The organism is Sporosarcina sp. FSL K6-2383 (assembly GCF_038618305.1).
GTDB lineage: Bacteria > Bacillota > Bacilli > Bacillales_A > Planococcaceae > Sporosarcina.
In genome coordinates this window covers 954,288-970,816 of the sequence record NZ_CP152017.1, presented here as the reverse complement: position 1 = coordinate 970,816, position 16,529 = coordinate 954,288, and the positions used below count along the sequence as shown (strand labels likewise).

Below are 16,529 nucleotides of genomic sequence, written 5' to 3'. Positions count from 1 at the left end.
ATTACTTATGCGTAGAGTGGAAACTTATCTGTCAATGCTGTTACACGTTGACGCGCTTCTTTTTTCACGTCTTCGTCTTCATGGTTTTTAAGAAGTTTTGCAATAATTGATGCGATTTCTTTCATTTCTTCTTCTTTAAAGCCTCTAGTTGTTACCGCTGGTGTACCAATGCGAATACCTGATGTGACGAATGGGCTTTCTGTGTCGAATGGGATTGTGTTTTTATTGACTGTAATACCGATTTCGTCCAGTACATGCTCTGCAACTTTACCTGTGATGCCAAGTGAACGTAGGTTCAAGAGAACGAGGTGATTGTCTGTACCACCAGAAACAATATCGACGCCTTCTGCTACAAGTGCTTCGCCAAATGCTTTGGCATTCTTCTTCACTTGTTGAATATACGTTTTGAATTCAGGTTTTAGCGCTTCGCCGAATGCGACTGCTTTTGCTGCAATAACGTGCATCAATGGTCCACCTTGAACGCCCGGGAAGATAGATTTGTCGAGCTTACGGCCAAATTCTTCAGCGAATTCTTCGTTGACTAAAATCAACCCACCACGTGGTCCACGTAATGTTTTATGTGTTGTAGACGTTACGAAGTGTGCGTATGGCACTGGGTTTGGATGCTCACCTACCGCAACAAGTCCTGCGATGTGCGCCATATCAACAAATAGATATGCTCCCACTTCATCTGCAATTTCACGGAATTTTGCGAAGTCGATTTCGCGTGGGTATGCACTTGCACCCGCAACAATCATTTTCGGTTTGTGCTCAAGTGCTTTTTGACGAACGTCTTCATAATCGATGCGCTCATCTTCTTTGCCAACACCATAATCGACAAAATTATATAATTCGCCTGAGAAGTTGACTGGGCTACCGTGCGTCAAATGGCCACCGTGGGAAAGGTTCATACCTAAAACAGTATCACCTGGTTTAAGAACTGCGAAGTAAACAGCCATATTCGCTTGTGCGCCAGAGTGCGGCTGAACATTTGCATAGGCAGCACCGAAAATTTCTTTCAGACGATCACGTGCAATGTTTTCGACGACATCGACATGCTCACAGCCACCGTAATAACGTTTGCCTGGATAACCCTCTGCATATTTGTTTGTCAAATAAGATCCCTGTGCTTCCATAACTGCTTCTGTTACAAAGTTTTCCGAGGCAATTAGTTCGATGTTCGCATTTTGACGGTTTTTTTCCGCCATAATTGCTTCATATACCGCTGCATCTTCACGTTTCACATTTGTCAAATCCATTTTGTCATTCCCCTTCTCCATCTATTATATATATTGCACGCTCTCCACCAATAAGCTTCGGTCGTGTTGTAGCTACAGTAACGACTGCCTCTCCAATTTTACTAATTGACGTTCGGAGTGGGACAGCGACAGACTTCAAATGCATCCCAATTAGTGTTTGTCCAATGTCAATTCCCGCGGTCGCACGAATCGCTTCTACGACGACTGGCTCATCCATTTGACGATAGGCATATGTAGACATTGAGCCACCTGCGTGTTGCACTGGAATAACGGAGACAAGATCAAGATTGAACTTGTCCGCTGCTTGGCGCTCGATTGTCAACGCTCGATTAATATGTTCGCATCCCTGGAAGGCCAAGAATAGATTATATTTCTCTGCAAAATCTTTTAAGGGCTTGTACAGCGCCTCTCCGATTCCGAGTGCTCCTGACGTGCCAATGCGACTGCCCGCAATTTCCGAGGTTGAACAACCTACAACGAATAGCGTGCCCGAAACAGGGCTTGCCTGTTCAGCCATTTCTGCTAATAGTTGTTCAAGCTGAAGCTGCCATAAATGTGAAGCATCCACTGTTATTCACCAACCTTCTTATGCTATTTAGGTGTTCAAGCACGATTAAATATTACTTTTTTCATCAAATTATATTAGTTTTCTAATTCCATTATTTTTTCAATACGACGTTCGTGGCGTCCACCTTCGAACGATGTACTCAACCATGTTGCAACAATTTCTCTCGCATGGCCCACGCCAATGACGCGTTCACCCATTGCTAGGATATTTGTATCATTATGCTCTCTCGTTGCTTTCGCGCTGAAAACATCATGAACAAGCGCACAGCGAATACCTTTTACTTTGTTCGCTGCGATGGACATGCCAATTCCTGTTCCACAGATTAAAATGCCACGATCGAAGTTCCCCGAGGCTACTCCATTTGCAACAGGTGCTGCAAAGTCCGGAAAATCGACAGATTCATTTGAATCCGGTCCAAAATCTACAAACTCTACACCAAGTTCAGCTAACAAATTGATAATTTCACGACGAAGATTATTGCCGCCATGATCTGAAGAAATCGCGATTTTCACTTGCGTCCCTCTTTTCATAATTTACTCACAACTCATTCTACCATCTTCCTACAAAAAAAAACACAGTCGAAGTTCAAATATGCATCAGCATATTAAACTTCGACCGCTTTTCATTTTGTTAAATCAAATTGATTGATGACGTTATAAAGCTGCTCTGATTGCTTTTTCAATTCACCGGCCATTGCATCTGCCTGTTCAATCGAGCGTACTTGTTCCTCAGTAGCAGCTCCTACCTCTTGTGCACCTGCCGATGTTTCTTCTGCAATTGCCGCCACTTCTTGAGATTGACGTGCAGTTACTTCAATATTCGACAGCTGACGCTCTACAAATTTCGTGATGTCGACAACAGAGTCAGCCATACCATTTATTTTAGTTGCCATTTCTGCGACATTTTCACTTGTCTCATTGGCTCGATCAGCTTCAATCGCTGCTGTCTTCACCTGTTGCTCCATCTCTTTGACGACTTTTGTAACATCTGTTTGAATCGTTCCGACTAGACCCGAGATACCTTCTACAGCTCTTGCACTTTCATCCGCCAAGACGCGAACTTCTTCTGCAACAACTGCGAAGCCCTTGCCGTGCTCACCCGCACGCGCCGCTTCGATAGAGGCATTGAGCGCTAATAAATTCGTTTGTGCTGCAATATTGCCGACAAGCTGAACAATTTCTCCGATTTTCACTGCATTTTGATCAAGCTGCCTAATTGTGCCTAGTGATAGCTCACTTTGCGTCGACATTTCACGGATACCATCAACGAGTATACGGAACACTTCCGTCGTCCGTCTAAGCTCCTCTACCATTTCTTGCGAGCGAACTGATGAATCATCTGCTCGATTGCTCACCTCAACAGCTAGCAATCGAATGTCTTCCATCGCCTCCGCCGTTTCTTGGATGGCAACAGCTGACGCCTCTGCCCCTGTGGAAATTTCAATAATGGTCGATGCTACTGCATCTGCTTGCTTCGCAGCTGCCCCTGTTTCGGTAGATAGATTATCCACAGTACTCGCTGTTTGCTCAAAATTCGTTTCAATTTGTCCAACTATTGTGCGTAAATTGAGAACCATTTGTTGAAACGCTTCTGCCACAGAACGGATTTCATCGGACGAGCGTGGCAGTTCGATATCTGTTCCAATCTCCCCTTTAGCCACTCTGATAGCTGCTATTTCGAGTTTTTGTAAATGCTTTGTCAACATTGTACTGAAGGCAAATGCCAGAACACCCGACCAAAATACACCTGCTGCATACGTTGACAATTCAAACCAAAATGCATTAAAGTCCGGAAAAAATTGCGGTTGAATGATATTGATAAAGATTCCACTCATCGTATAAGTGACAACTGCCAAGACTGTTACAAAAAGAACGATTTTTTTACGTAATCCAAATTTCTTTCGGCCAGCTTCTTTCATACTTTTCCCTCCGTTAACTTCTGTTCTAATCTGTCCATCACGGCAGACAACTCACTAAATGTCTGTCGATAAATGTCAAGACTACCCCCATATGGGTCTTGTACATCCCCACCCGGTTCAAACTCCACAAAGCTCTTCAATGTAAACGTTTTCTCTCGCATTGTCGGATAACGATATAGAAGCTCAGCCTTATGCCCTTCTGTCATCGTCAACACGACATCTGCCGACTCCAAATCTTCTCCCGTGACGGCTCTTGACCACGGAGTGTAAGGCATGTCCGCTTCTTCAATAAGCGTTTTGGCATGTCGAGAAATTAGCTGCCCGTCTTGCGCGTTTATACCCGCCGAGCGAACTGTCAAATTTCCGAGTTCCTTGGAGCGAAGAATCGCTTCCGCCATCGGACTCCTGCACGTATTACCTGTGCAAATCAAATAAATATTCATAATCTATCACCTACTCCCTATAGAATAACCGAGTTTTACAAATAAAGAAATAGACAATTTCAACGAAAGCATGACATTACACCCATGACTAATAAAACCAAGCCTGCAAAACGTCTTATATTTTTGCCATCTCCTAAACCAATTCGCTCTTTAAATACAAGTGCTGTATAAGAAAGGATAAATGTGAATAGCCCTGACGCAAGGATAAAAAGAGTTTTATCAAAATGAAGCATACCAAATGAAACACTGACGGAAAATGTATCTAGACTGACTGCCAACGCTACAAAGGTGGGAGGGAGATGTTTTCCCGTAAAACCTGGCTCATCATCCTGCAACAACATATGTATACCTATTAAAGCGAGCAGTACACCCGATAATAGGCTGCTCCATTCTGCAAATAGATGCGATGAAAAATGCCCCGTCGCAAATCCTAGAAAAGGAAAGATCATATTGAGGAAAGATGTCCAAAGCGCCAACCTTAATCTACCTTTCCTCACCTGCAAGAAAGTGAAGATGACTACAACGTCGATGCTCGTAATACCTGCCGCGACTAATTCCACCACATTAAAACCTCCCCAGATAGAGCATCTATCCATCTTATGCGCTTTCTGGGGAGGTCATTCCTATTCAAGTTGAATCAGCCGGTGTCTCCGATTTCAGTAAGTAGCAAGATGAATGCCGGGTATGCTTTCAAATTCAGTGGGAGTCCACCCCCTGCTAACTAGTTGAACTTAGAGCGCCGGCAAGTGCCTTAATTTCTGCAATGTACGCAGAAATTAAGGCAAATCGAACCCTTTGCTGTTCGATTCGCAATTACGCCTTGGCGTAATTGATTTAGATTCGCATGTTACTTAGTTTGAGTACCGTTTTCCATCGGCGGCTTTTATTAGTCGATTCATAACCGCAGCACCTACTCCAGACAAATCTGTTTCAACCGCGAGGATGATATCCGCGTCCGTCAAGTCACATTGACGGATTGCCCTGTACAAGTGAGAGGCCATTGCCTCATTATTATTTCTTGGCCCGACTGCAAAATACCAGTCTGCGGCAGGAATATCTATATCATCCGGCCCGATGACCGCAACACGCTTCCCTTCTTCGCGAAGAGCGTCAACCGCTTCACGAATCGCTAGCACATCAGGTGCAATGACGAAAAGAGGTGCTTCCGGTGCGTAATGCATATACTTCATGCCCGGCGAACGCGGTGCTTCTTGTTCACCAGGACCTTTACTTCCCGCACGTACCGGACCAATAATCATCTCAATCATTTCTTGTGTTGTACCACCTGGTCGTAAAATGGTGGGCGGGTTTGTCGTCATATCTAACACAGTCGATTCAACACCAATCCCTGTCTGCCCTCCGTCCAAAATGAGTTGGATAAGCCCTTCGAGATCTTCAAAGACATGCACCGCTTCAGTTGGGCTCGGTTTACCGCTTCGATTGGCACTCGGTGCAGCAAGCGGTCCACCTAATGCCCTAAGGAGCCCCAATGCCACAGCATGATCCGGCATTCGAATCCCAACTGTTTCAACACCTGGTGTTACATTTGGCGCAATGACACCCGGAATTTTATCGAAAACAAGTGTAAGTGGTCCCGGCCAATAAGCATCCATTAGTTTTTCAGCATCTTCTGTGATATGTGTTGCATAATTGGCAACCTCAGCTTGACGACCAATATGAACGATGAGCGGATTATCGGACGGTCTCCCTTTCGCTTCGAAAATTTTCTGTACCGCTTGCTCATCAGTTGCAAGCGCGCCAAGTCCATAGACCGTCTCTGTCGGAAAAGCGACGACTCCACCATTTGTCAAAATATCCACAGCTTGTTGGTAATTTATTTTGTTATCCATATTATTATCCACAGATATTATACTAGTTTCCACAGTTCAAACCTCCTTTATCCACATGTTTTCAGTAGTTATCCACTGATATTGTGTGTAACTTAATCGAATAAGCCCTTTATCCACTCCCAAATGAAGAATGTTACTTGTTCTTCTTCCTTTTCCTGTTTATCGGGAAAACAAATTTTTGGGAATAACGCACACCACCAATTATCACCACGCCCGCTACCAATTGTTAATATATAAGCATCGTATATTGCTTGTGGGTGAATGACTAGCCCCGAGCGCTTCGCCGGGAACAATGCCTGTGTACGCTCCAGTGAAACAGCTTGGCCATTCGACAATGATTTTGCCGTTTCAAGAATGGTACTTTCAAGCTCTGCTAAGTTATCCACAAGTTCTTTTGTTGATACAGACGAAGCAATCGCTTTGTTAATAAGTGGTTCGATTTGTTGCTGGATATCCATTTTTATTTGCTGATCGACGGGTGCATTTGAGTGAGCGAGCATTCGGAAGCGAATAGTATCCTCTTCCGCCGCCCCCGCAGTGAATAATGTTAATACGGACTGAATCATAATGAGAACGATGATGAATTCGATAAAAGGCATCATCTTCTCGAATATAGTTGTCTTTCTTTTAATCTCATAGTCTGGTAACATGTCTATCCCCTCCTACACCGCATTATTGCCGGATGGAAGGTTGTTTATTCACGAGTCTCACAAAATATTATTCTGTCTTTACCGTTTATATCTTGGACAGTTTCCACAAGCGCTGTCGGAAATGCATCTTGGAATAACTTATGCACAGCCGGACCTTGCAAATAGCCGATTTCCACAGCAATTAGGAAGGGCTTGTTCATAAGTGCTGGTAGATTCTCCGCAAGTTTACGATAGAAGTAAAGCCCATCTTCTTCTGCGAATAAAGCATTATGCGGCTCGTGATTCAATACAGTATCCGACATCTGCGCCGCTTCCTCATGTGCAATATAGGGAGGATTCGATAGGACGATATCCCATTTTTCTTGTTCAATCGGTTCGAGCAAATCACCTAGTCGGAAATCAATGACTGCATCGTTTGCAATCGCATTGTGCTTAGCGATGGTCAATGCACCTTCACTGATATCCGTCGCAGTGACAATAGATTCTGGCCATTCTTTTTTGAAGGACACTGCGATTGCACCGCTACCCGTGCCAATATCTGCGACGGCAATCGATTTGTTCGGGAAAATTTTTCGACCGCGTTCGAGCGCTCCGTAAACAAGCTCTTCCGTTTCCGGACGTGGAATGAGGACATTGTCATCCACTTTGAATGTATAGCCATAAAAGCTTTCTTCTCCGATGACATATTGAACAGGTTTTCCTTCGAGTAGCTCAGCCGTTTTATCCCAAAAGGCTTGGTGCTGATCCTCAGTTAGTAATTCACGTACATCCGCAAATAAGTTCACCCTCGACTTTTTTGTGACGAATTCCATGAGCATTTGCGCCGTATGTGGTTCCAGTCCTTTTTCTTCTAATAAAGAAGAAGCCCGTTGAAGAGCTTCATAAATTTTTTCAGTCATGGCGATCCAAGCTTTCGAGGCGATACGCCTGTTCTTCCATAATGAGTGCGTCAATGACATCATCGAGCTTGCCTTCAATAATTTGGTCTAGCTTTTGAATCGTCAAGCCAATGCGATGATCCGTTACTCGGTTTTGCGGGAAGTTATACGTACGTATGCGCTCAGAACGGTCACCTGTTCCGACTGCCGATTTCCGGCTCGCAGCATATTCTGCTTGCGCTTCTTGCTGTGCCGCATCATAGACACGAGCTTTTAATACTTTCATCGCTTTTTCACGGTTTTTAATTTGTGATTTCTCATCTTGCATGGATACGGTGATTCCCGTCGGTAAGTGCGTAATACGAACAGCAGAGTCTGTCGTGTTAACATGCTGACCACCTGCACCGCTTGAACGGTACGTATCGATTTTCATATCTTCTCGGAGAATTTCAATATCAACATCTTCAGCTTCCGGTAAAACTGCGACTGTCGCAGTTGATGTATGCGTTCTTCCACCTGACTCAGTTTCCGGGACTCGCTGAACTCGGTGCGCACCATTCTCAAATTTGAGTTTTGAATAGGCACCGTTGCCGTTTATCGTGAAAATAATTTCTTTAAAGCCACCGAGTTCCGTTGGGGATGAATCGATTACTTCCGTTTTCCAATGGTTCATTTCCGCATAACGGCTGTACATGCGGAATAGGCTCCCGGCAAATAAGGCGGCTTCGTCGCCACCAGCCGCCCCGCGGATTTCCATAATGACGTTTTTGTTGTCATTCGGATCTTTTGGTACTAATAGGATTTTCAGCTGCGTCTCGAGTAACTCGATTTTCTCTTCGAGTTCGGACACTTCCATTTTCACAAGTTCTTTCATGTCATCATCAAGTGGATCATTGAGCATTTCTTTGGCATTTTTATGTTCCGCTTTTGCATTTTTATAGTCACGGTATGCCTCAACCGTTTCTTGTAAGCCAGACTGCTCTTTCGAGTAATCACGAAGTTTTGTAATATCGCTCACAACTGCGGGATCACTGAGCAATTCATTTAAATGATCGTAACGATCTTCTACTGCTTGAAGCCTTTCAAACATTGTGTGCACCTCTTTTTCAGGACTGTTTTGTACGTTCATTGTACGGGAAATCGCAGGGTAAATACAGTTATTTCTTTGTCGATTGGGATTCTGGACGGTTTATATGAAGTTCGCAACGTTTCGGAGGAACTAGACAACATTTTCGTAGAAGTTCACAACGTTTTGGGTGAACTAGACAACGTTTTCGTGGAAGTTAACAACGTTTGGATGGAACTAAACAACGTTTACGGAAGTTCACAACGTTTTGGGTAAACTAGACAACGTTTTCGTAGAAGTTCACAACGTTTTGGAGAAACTAGACAACGTTTACGGAAGTTCACAACGTTTTGGGTGAACTAGACAACGTTTTCGTGGAAGTTAACAACGTTTGGAGGAAACTTAACAACGTTCACGGAAGTTCACAACGTTTTGGGTAAACTAGACAACGTTTTCGTAGAAGTTCACAACGTTTTGGAGAAACTAGACAACGTTTACGGAAGTTCACAACGTTTTGGGTGAACTAGACAACGTTTTCGTGGAAGTTAACAACGTTTGGATGGAACTAAACAACGTTTACGGAAGTTCACAACGTTTTGGGTAAACTAGACAACGTTTTCGTAGAAGTTCACAACGTTTTGGGTGAACTAGACAACGTTTTCGTAGAAGTTCACAACGTTTACGGAAGTTAACGACGTTCTGGACAAACTTAACAACGCCCCATCCCTATAAATAAAACCCGCCCCTATTCCACGGACGGGTTTACGACTTATCCTTTTACTTCTGCCATGATTGAAACACCTTTAGGTACTTCGTGATGTTTCCGGCATCTTGGTTCGTATGCTTCTGCGGCGCCTACGAGAATGATGGGATCGTCATAGCCGGCGGGCACACCATTGATAAGGCGTTGCGTTCTGCTTGAGGGTGAGCCACACACTGTGCAGACAGCCTGCAGTTTTGTGACGTGTTCAGCAATCGCCATTAGGCGTGGCATTGGGCCGAATGGTTCGCCACGAAAGTCTTGATCGAGGCCAGCGACAATGACACGGAATCCGCGATTTGCTAGCTCCATTACGGTATCTACGATATGATCGTCGAAAAATTGGGCCTCGTCGACCGCGACGACATCATAGTCTTCTGTGATGAATTCTTCAATATGAACTGAGCTTGCAACCGGTATCGCAATGACCGTTGTCCCATTATGGCTCACGACAGCTTCTTCACTATAGCGATTGTCAATTTCGGGTTTAAATACTGCTATTTTCTGTTTGGCGAATTGGGCGCGTCTTACACGTCGGATCAATTCCTCTGATTTCCCCGAAAACATACTGCCACAAATTACTTCAATCCATCCACCTTGCATCGTTACATACATGGATAGTCTCCTTTCGATACTTCTTTATATGTCGTTTATCAATTACGTCTTGACGTAATTGCGTCCGGATTTTTTTCGAGCTTGGGGCCTACAGGAAGTAGGTCATGCAGCCGTTGCGAATCGAACAGCGAAGGGTTCGATTTGCCGTATTTCTGTGTTCTTTGCAGAAATTAAGGCACTGTTTCAGGACGTCGCGTACTTAGACTGCCTTCTTAAGCTTCCTTAAAAAATCCGTGACATCCGCCGGCGGCATTTATCTTCATTCAGCAGGGGTCTTCTGCTGAATGAAGATAAATAGTTCCTGGAAAGTCTATCATACCCGAAAACAAATTGAATTTAACGTCTGTTTTTTCTGGACTAATTGTGTTATGTAGATCGTTTTCGACAATAGAAATACCCGCCCGGCGCCTAGGCACCTGACGGGTATCGAGAAATTCTTACTCTTCGTCGCGAATTTCTTCTTTGAGGCCATATTTTTTGTTGAAGCGATCGACACGGCCGTCCGCTGCAGCAAATTTCTGACGTCCTGTGTAAAATGGGTGGCATTCCGAACAAACTTCCACTCGGATGTCTCCTTTTACAGAACCTGTAGTGAATGTATTTCCACATGAACAAGTAACTGTTGATGCATCATAAGCTGGATGAATTCCTGTTTTCATTACGCTCTCTCCTTTGCCCTGGACCATCTGGTACAGAGTTATAATATAAGACTGGTGCCTTACACGGTCCGTATGCTTCAACCGCATATGCAACAGATAGTATCTAACATACCTGAGTTATTATATCAAATTCTATTTTCAAGTGCAACTTTTATTACGAAATTAACTTCTGGAAATGTTGACATAAAAAATTCCGTCGAACCCGCCGCGGCGCTGCGGGATGCCTCCCGCCACAAGCCAGACAGCTTCGCCGTCAGTCTTATGGCTTCGGCTACCCCGTTAAGGCGCCTTCTCGGTGCTCCCAAACGCTTCGCTTTTCGGTCGCAAAAGCCGTTCTTCGTGACGGCTTTCGCTATTATTGTCGCTTATTCAAATTAACTACCTCACAGCAATCCCTTACCGTTACGCTGGGCTTTCATTTCTTCGTTGAGTTTGTCGAAAAATTCTTCGTTTGTTTTTGTAAGACGAAGCTTTTTTAGGAAGCGTTCTGAAAAGTCCGGTGCGTCGGAAAATGTTTTGCGGATTGCCCATAGCTTTTCCAGCTGATCAGCTGGAATGAGTAATTCTTCTTTCCGCGTACCTGAACGACGAATGTCGAGTGCTGGGAAAATACGTCGTTCTGCAAGATGACGATCTAAATGAAGCTCCATATTGCCCGTTCCTTTGAATTCCTCGTAAATAACCTCGTCCATGCGGGAGCCTGTGTCGATTAAAGCCGTTGCTAGAATCGTTAAGCTACCGCCTTCTTCCAGGTTACGTGCTGCTCCAAAAAATCGTTTTGGACGGTGGAAAGCTGCAGGGTCAATTCCCCCAGACAGCGTTCGGCCACTTGACGGAATGACGAGGTTATACGCACGCGCTAGCCGAGTGATTGAATCCATCAAAATAACAACATCACGTTTATGCTCTACTAATCGCATTGCCCGTTCGAGTACAAGTTCGGCTACTTTGACGTGATTTTCCGGTAATTCATCGAAGGTTGAACTGACAACATCGGCATTGACTGACCGTTCGATATCCGTTACTTCTTCCGGTCTTTCATCAATGAGAAGGACAATAAGCTCCGTATCGGGATGATTCGTTGTGATAGAATTGGCAATTTCTTTTAATAACAATGTTTTACCGGCTTTTGGTGGAGCAGCAATGAGGCCACGCTGACCAAAACCTACCGGTGAAACGAGATCCATAATACGCGTGGAAAGCTTCATAGGGTCTACTTCCAATTTTATATGACGGTCTGGATAAAGCGGCGTAAGGGCTGGGAAATGCACACGCTCTCGGGCAACTTCAGGGTCTTCACCGTTAACAGCCTCTACTTGTAGCAGACCGTAATAGCGTTCCGATTCCTTCGGAGGTCGAACTTTCCCCGACACTTTGTCACCATTCCGAAGATCGAAGCGACGAATTTGCGACGCTGATATATAAATATCTTCCGAACTCGGGGAGTAGTTAATCGGACGAAGGAAGCCATAGCCTTCTGATTGAATAATTTCAAGAACACCTTCCATGAAGAAAAAGCCTTCCTGTTCTGCTCTAGATTTTAATATAGCAAAAATCAATTCTTTTTTTGTAAGTTTAGCATAGTAGGCAACTTTGTATTGTTTAGCGAGGGCATATAACTCTTTTAGAGTCATATTCTCTAGCGTTGAGATTGTTAATATTGTCATCTTTTGGCACCACTCTTTACGTTAATGGGTATTTTTTTGAGGCAAAAGGAAGATGCCCGGCGCATGTCCGGGCGATGAGGTCTGATCAAATCAATCGCACCTTGGCGAGATTGCGTTGTGTACTTCAGTCTTGCATAACGAGTAGAGGTTTTTTCTCCATGCTATGTCGACCTTCAACAAATCGAATCGTACCCGATTTTGAACGCATGACAAGTGAGTGTGTCTCACTATAGCCACCCTTAAACTGTACGCCACGGAGAAGTTCTCCATCCGTTACGCCTGTTGCGGCGAAGATGGCGTCGTCCCCTTTGACGAGATCATCCATATATAATATCTTTTCAACATCAATGCCCATCTTTTCACAACGTTCTCGTTCTGCATCATTCATAGGCATGAGTCGTCCTTGCAGTTCACCGCCCAGACATTTTAGTCCAGCTGCTGCGATGACGCCTTCCGGTGCTCCACCAATTCCGAACATGATATCCACACCTGTTTCATCGAACGCAGTGTTGATAGCCGCTGCCACATCGCCGTCTGTGATGAGCTTAATACGCGCACCTGCTGCACGAATTTCTTCAATAATTTTAGCATGACGATCCCTTGCAAGAACAGTGGCAACAATATCCCCAATTTCTTTGTTTTTCGCCTTTGCAACGGCATGCAGGTTCTCTGTTACAGACGCATCTAAGCTAACTTTACCAACGGCTTCTGGACCGACCGCAATTTTATCCATGTACATATCTGGTGCGTGAAGCAAATTTCCTTTATCCGCAATAGCAATAACTGCAAGTGCGTTCCAGCCGCCAGCTGCAACGATATTTGTACCTTCAAGTGGATCCACTGCAACATCCACTTCAGGACCTTGGCCTGTTCCTAGCTCTTCACCAATATAAAGCATCGGTGCTTCGTCCATCTCCCCTTCACCAATCACAACAATTCCTTGCATTGGAATCGTATCAAATACGTTACGCATCGCTGTTGTTGCAGCATCATCTGCCTCGTTTTTCAAACCGCGTCCCATCCAGCGTGATGCCGAGACTGCCGCCGCTTCTGTGACACGAACTAATTCCATCGATAAACTGCGTTCCATTGGTTGTGTTCCCCCTGTTTTACGGTTTCTCCCGTAGGTTTTACCATTCGAAATAATTATAACACAAAGACTTAGACTGCTTAAGTGCTCATTCGTTGACGATTACTTCTTCTGGAATGGTTACTTTACGGATGTCCGCGCCGAGACCTTGAAGTTTGTCGATTAGCGAGCTGTAGCCACGTTCGATATGTTGAATTTCTTGTACTTCAGTTACTCCGTCAGCAATAAGCCCTGCAAGGACAAGCGCAGCACCGGCACGTAGATCTGATGCGCGTACTGTTGCAGCCTGTAGTGGCGTCGGTCCTGCAATTATCGCTGACCGTCCTTCAACACGACCGTCCGCATTCATCCTACGTAGCTCGTCGATATGCTTGAATCTTGCGGAGTAGACAGTATCCGTAATGACAGACGAACCAATTGCCTGTGACAGCAATACGGAAAACGGCTGCTGCAAGTCAGTGGGGAAACCTGGATAGACAAGTGTTTTCACATCAACTGCTTGCAAATTCCTCGACTTTGGGATGAAAATTTGTTCTGCTCCTTCAACGATGTTGACACCCATTTCGCGAAGCTTAGCTGTCAAGGCTTCTACGTGGAATGGGATGACATTGTCGATTGTCACACCATCTCCGGCAACAGCTGCCATAATCATAAATGTACCCGCTTCGATGCGATCAGGGATAATTGTATGTTTCGTACCGTGAAGTTTTTCTACTCCCTCAATTCGAATGACATTCGTCCCAGCACCTTTAATTTTCGCACCCATATTGGAGAGTAATGTTGCTACGTCGATAATCTCAGGTTCTTTGGCTGCATTTTCGATTGTTGTACGCCCTTTAGCAAGGACAGCTGCAAGCATAATATTAATGGTTGCGCCAACACTGACAACGTCCAAGTAGATTTTCGCACCACGGAGTTCTTCCGCACGCAAATAAATCGCTCCGTGTTCGTTCGTCACCTTTGCACCAAGTGCTTCGAAGCCTTTAATATGTTGATCGATAGGTCTTGGCCCTAAATGGCAGCCACCTGGAAGACCAATCACTGCATTTTTAAATCTACCAAGCATGGCCCCCATCAAATAGTAGGACGCACGGAGCTTCTTTACATTGCCATTTGGAAGTGGCATAGAGATCATTTCTGTTGGATCTACCGTCATTGTACCGTTAGTAAAGTCGACCTTTCCACCGATATCTTCCAATAACGCTTGAAGTGTCAACACATCGGAAATTTCCGGGAGTCCTTCAATCGTGACGGGTGAGTCCGCTAAAATGGACGCTGGAATAAGTGCAACTGCACTATTTTTTGCACCGCTAACTTTAATAGTCCCTTTTAATGGTTTACCGCCTGTAATTTTATAAACGTCCATATTATTCTCCTTCAGTACATCACTTGTTCTTTCTAGCTTCCCAGTCTGCTAGGAATGCTTCGATTCCCTTGTCAGTCAGTGGGTGGTTGAATAATTGTTTCAATACATTAAATGGTGTTGTTGCAATATGCGCACCGCTAAGGGCTGCATCTGTAATATGTTGAGGACCGCGAATTGAGGCGGCGATGATTTCTGTTTTTATATTATGGATTGTGAATATATCTGCGATTGTAGAAACTAAAGACATACCATCCTGTCCAATATCATCTAGTCTACCGAGGAATGGAGATACGTAAGTAGCACCTGCACGTGCGGCAAGGAGTGCTTGGTTGGCGCTGAAAATCAGTGTGACATTTGTTTGAATGCCTTCTCGAGCAAACACTGAGCAAGCTTTCAATCCTTCAGGCGTCATCGGTAATTTCACTGTAATATTAGGTGAGATTGCCGCCAGTTCACGCCCTTCTTTAATCATTCCTTCCGCATCCAGTGCAATGACTTCTGCGCTGACTGAACCGGGGACAAGCTTGGAGATTTCACGTAATCTATCGTGGAAAGGAACATCCTCTTTCGCGACAAGTGAAGGATTTGTAGTGACGCCAGATAGAATCCCCCAACTATGTGCTTCTTTAATTTCTTCAAAATTTGCTGTGTCAATGAAAAATTTCATCTGTACTCCCCCTTTTTTTGTCGTGAACCAGTACTTTTTAATGGTAAGCTCTGTACTGTTGATTTCCGCAGGAGTCGCCGCCTTGCGCTTCAATCAATGGAAATTGTTAAATTCAACCGTGAAATATAATAGAGCTTAATGGAAAAGGAGGAGAATGCACCCTACTGAATGCTTCTCCTCTTTCCTCTTACTATCGTATTATGCTTTTTGTGAGCTGCCAAATTCACGCATTTTTCCGCTAACTGTTTTCTTGATAGCGGCGCGCATTGGTGTTAAATATTTACGTGGATCGTATACTTCAGTATCCGCTGCAAGTGCTTCACGCACTGCTTTTGTACCTTCGATTTGGTTTTCTGTGTTGACGTTAATTTTTGCTGTTCCTAAAGAAATTGAACGTTGGATATCTTTCGTCGGGATACCTGTTCCACCGTGTAGAACAAGTGGAAGATCCGATTGACTTGAGATTTCTTTCATCTCTTTAAAGCCAAGATTCGGTTCACCTTTATAAGGTCCGTGAACAGAGCCAAGTGCAGGTGCTAGGCAATCGATACCTGTTTTTTCAACAAGTTCTTTACATTCTGCTGGGTCTGCATAAATAACGCCTTCTGCAATGATATCGTCTTCTTGTCCACCGACAACACCTAGCTCAGCTTCTACAGAAACTCCACGCTCGTGTGCATAGGCTACAACGCTTTTTGTAATTTCAATATTTTCGGCAAGTGATTTTGATGATGCATCAATCATGACAGATGTAAATCCAGCATCAATCGCTTCTTTACATTTGTCAAAGCTTGAACCATGGTCAAGATGAATCGCAACAGGAACTGTAATTTTCAGGTCATGAATAAGACCTTTCGTCATATTAACAACTGTTGTAAAGCCGCCCATATAACGTGCTGCTCCTTCAGAAACCCCTAAAATAACAGGTGATTGCTCGTCTTGTGCAGCTTGTAAAATCGCTTGTGTGTATTCAAGGTTGTTCAAGTTGAACTGACCGATTGCATACCCTTCTTTTTTCCCTTTAATCATCATATCTTTCATTGATTCCAATGCCATATAAATTCCTCCTCCGA

17 protein-coding genes are annotated in these 16,529 nt (G+C 44.3%); all 17 read right to left on the bottom strand.

What is annotated here, in order from left to right:
- Positions 1–5: 5 nt before the first annotated feature.
- The 17 genes from glyA to MKZ10_RS04980 all read right to left on the bottom strand — a co-directional run bounded on the left by glyA (position 6) and on the right by MKZ10_RS04980 (position 16,512).
- Positions 6–1,259, bottom strand: a complete 1,254-nt coding sequence (gene glyA / locus MKZ10_RS05060; RefSeq protein WP_342508464.1) for a serine hydroxymethyltransferase — start codon at positions 1,257–1,259, stop codon at positions 6–8.
- Positions 1,260–1,263: 4 nt separating this feature from the next.
- Complete coding sequence (locus tag MKZ10_RS05055) at positions 1,264–1,827, bottom strand: TIGR01440 family protein (protein ID WP_342508462.1); 564 nt, start codon at positions 1,825–1,827, stop codon at positions 1,264–1,266.
- 74 nt (positions 1,828–1,901) lie between these two features.
- Positions 1,902–2,339 carry a ribose 5-phosphate isomerase B gene (gene rpiB / locus MKZ10_RS05050; protein WP_342508461.1) on the bottom strand — a complete coding sequence of 146 codons (438 nt, stop codon included), beginning with the start codon at positions 2,337–2,339 and terminating at the stop codon, positions 1,902–1,904.
- 110 nt (positions 2,340–2,449) lie between these two features.
- A complete protein-coding gene (locus tag MKZ10_RS05045; RefSeq protein WP_342508459.1) occupies positions 2,450–3,745 on the bottom strand; it encodes a methyl-accepting chemotaxis protein in 1,296 nt (431 codons plus the stop codon).
- Positions 3,742–4,188 carry a low molecular weight protein arginine phosphatase gene (locus MKZ10_RS05040; protein ID WP_342508457.1) on the bottom strand — a complete coding sequence of 149 codons (447 nt, stop codon included), beginning with the start codon at positions 4,186–4,188 and terminating at the stop codon, positions 3,742–3,744. The genes MKZ10_RS05045 and MKZ10_RS05040 overlap by 4 nt, the downstream gene beginning before the upstream one ends.
- A 59-nt stretch (positions 4,189–4,247) precedes the next feature.
- Positions 4,248–4,751, bottom strand: coding sequence for a manganese efflux pump (locus tag MKZ10_RS05035; protein WP_342508455.1), 504 nt, complete (start codon positions 4,749–4,751; stop codon positions 4,248–4,250).
- Positions 4,752–5,039: 288 nt separating this feature from the next.
- Complete coding sequence (locus MKZ10_RS05030) at positions 5,040–6,071, bottom strand: L-threonylcarbamoyladenylate synthase (RefSeq protein ID WP_342508453.1); 1,032 nt, start codon at positions 6,069–6,071, stop codon at positions 5,040–5,042.
- Between the two features lie 59 nt (positions 6,072–6,130).
- Positions 6,131–6,688 (bottom strand): stage II sporulation protein R, encoded by a 558-nt coding sequence (locus MKZ10_RS05025; protein WP_342508450.1) that lies wholly within the window; start codon positions 6,686–6,688, stop codon positions 6,131–6,133.
- Between the two features lie 44 nt (positions 6,689–6,732).
- Complete coding sequence (prmC, locus tag MKZ10_RS05020) at positions 6,733–7,587, bottom strand: peptide chain release factor N(5)-glutamine methyltransferase (protein ID WP_342508448.1); 855 nt, start codon at positions 7,585–7,587, stop codon at positions 6,733–6,735.
- Positions 7,580–8,656 carry a peptide chain release factor 1 gene (prfA, locus tag MKZ10_RS05015; protein WP_342508447.1) on the bottom strand — a complete coding sequence of 359 codons (1,077 nt, stop codon included), beginning with the start codon at positions 8,654–8,656 and terminating at the stop codon, positions 7,580–7,582. Before prfA ends, prmC begins: the two co-directional genes overlap by 8 nt.
- 745 nt (positions 8,657–9,401) lie before the next feature.
- Positions 9,402–10,007: a thymidine kinase gene (locus tag MKZ10_RS05010; protein ID WP_342508446.1), complete on the bottom strand. Its 606-nt coding sequence runs from the start codon at positions 10,005–10,007 to the stop codon at positions 9,402–9,404.
- 437 nt (positions 10,008–10,444) lie between these two features.
- Entirely contained in the window at positions 10,445–10,666 is a 222-nt protein-coding gene (gene rpmE, locus MKZ10_RS05005) for a 50S ribosomal protein L31 (RefSeq protein ID WP_342508444.1), read from the bottom strand.
- A gap of 383 nt (positions 10,667–11,049) precedes the next feature.
- Positions 11,050–12,333 (bottom strand): transcription termination factor Rho, encoded by a 1,284-nt coding sequence (rho, locus tag MKZ10_RS05000; protein WP_342508442.1) that lies wholly within the window; start codon positions 12,331–12,333, stop codon positions 11,050–11,052.
- Positions 12,334–12,457: 124 nt separating this feature from the next.
- Positions 12,458–13,423: a class II fructose-bisphosphatase gene (gene glpX, locus MKZ10_RS04995; protein ID WP_342508441.1), complete on the bottom strand. Its 966-nt coding sequence runs from the start codon at positions 13,421–13,423 to the stop codon at positions 12,458–12,460.
- Positions 13,424–13,511: 88 nt separating this feature from the next.
- On the bottom strand, positions 13,512–14,789 hold the full coding sequence (locus MKZ10_RS04990) for a UDP-N-acetylglucosamine 1-carboxyvinyltransferase (protein ID WP_342508440.1): 1,278 nt from the start codon (positions 14,787–14,789) through the stop codon (positions 13,512–13,514).
- Positions 14,790–14,808: 19 nt separating this feature from the next.
- A complete protein-coding gene (gene fsa, locus MKZ10_RS04985; protein WP_342508438.1) occupies positions 14,809–15,456 on the bottom strand; it encodes a fructose-6-phosphate aldolase in 648 nt (215 codons plus the stop codon).
- 198 nt (positions 15,457–15,654) lie between these two features.
- Positions 15,655–16,512, bottom strand: coding sequence for a class II fructose-bisphosphate aldolase (locus MKZ10_RS04980; RefSeq protein ID WP_342508436.1), 858 nt, complete (start codon positions 16,510–16,512; stop codon positions 15,655–15,657).
- Positions 16,513–16,529 lie beyond the last annotated feature (17 nt).

Bases quoted from the DNA above. Each gene is read 5' to 3' on its own strand.
- glyA (WP_342508464.1), bottom strand. From the start codon at position 1,259: ATGGATTTGACAAATGTGAAACGTGAAGATGCAGCGGTATATGAAGCA.
- MKZ10_RS05045 (WP_342508459.1), bottom strand. From the start codon at position 3,745: ATGAAAGAAGCTGGCCGAAAGAAATTTGGATTACGTAAAAAAATCGTT.
- MKZ10_RS05040 (WP_342508457.1), bottom strand. From the start codon at position 4,188: ATGAATATTTATTTGATTTGCACAGGTAATACGTGCAGGAGTCCGATG.
- MKZ10_RS05025 (WP_342508450.1), bottom strand. From the start codon at position 6,688: ATGTTACCAGACTATGAGATTAAAAGAAAGACAACTATATTCGAGAAG.
- prmC (WP_342508448.1), bottom strand. From the start codon at position 7,587: ATGACTGAAAAAATTTATGAAGCTCTTCAACGGGCTTCTTCTTTATTA.
- prfA (WP_342508447.1), bottom strand. From the start codon at position 8,656: ATGTTTGAAAGGCTTCAAGCAGTAGAAGATCGTTACGATCATTTAAAT.
- MKZ10_RS05010 (WP_342508446.1), bottom strand. From the start codon at position 10,007: ATGTATGTAACGATGCAAGGTGGATGGATTGAAGTAATTTGTGGCAGT.
- rpmE (WP_342508444.1), bottom strand. From the start codon at position 10,666: ATGAAAACAGGAATTCATCCAGCTTATGATGCATCAACAGTTACTTGT.
- rho (WP_342508442.1), bottom strand. From the start codon at position 12,333: ATGACAATATTAACAATCTCAACGCTAGAGAATATGACTCTAAAAGAG.
- glpX (WP_342508441.1), bottom strand. From the start codon at position 13,423: ATGGAACGCAGTTTATCGATGGAATTAGTTCGTGTCACAGAAGCGGCG.
- MKZ10_RS04990 (WP_342508440.1), bottom strand. From the start codon at position 14,789: ATGGACGTTTATAAAATTACAGGCGGTAAACCATTAAAAGGGACTATT.
- fsa (WP_342508438.1), bottom strand. From the start codon at position 15,456: ATGAAATTTTTCATTGACACAGCAAATTTTGAAGAAATTAAAGAAGCA.
- MKZ10_RS04980 (WP_342508436.1), bottom strand. From the start codon at position 16,512: ATGGCATTGGAATCAATGAAAGATATGATGATTAAAGGGAAAAAAGAA.